Raw genomic sequence first — 255 nt, 5'->3', positions numbered from 1 at the left:
ACTCGCGACCTCAACCTTGGCAAGGTTGCGCTCTACCAACTGAGCTATTCCCGCAAAATCAGGCGCGTATCTTACCGAAACCACCGATAACACACCAGCCTTTTCACACTTTTTTTCACATCCCAATCGGCCATGCCGCTCAGGACGCCCGCGTGCCACCGCGGAGAAAAACAAGGCCCCGAAGGGGCCCTGTCGAAATATGGAGCGGGAAACGAGACTCGAACTCGCGACCTCAACCTTGGCAAGGTTGCGCTC

The 255-nt window shown here is 56.5% G+C and carries 1 protein-coding gene; it reads right to left on the bottom strand.

The annotated features are described in order from the left end of the window. The coding region (locus NR101_RS18980) for a hypothetical protein (protein ID WP_256777762.1) at positions 1-255 on the bottom strand (255 nt) is incomplete at both ends.

It is taken from the genome of Stenotrophomonas sp. Ste86 (genome assembly GCF_024519465.1).
Classification (GTDB): domain Bacteria; phylum Pseudomonadota; class Gammaproteobacteria; order Xanthomonadales; family Xanthomonadaceae; genus Stenotrophomonas.
The sequence above is the reverse complement of the archived record's forward strand: the minus strand, read 5'-3'. Positions and strand labels throughout refer to the sequence as shown.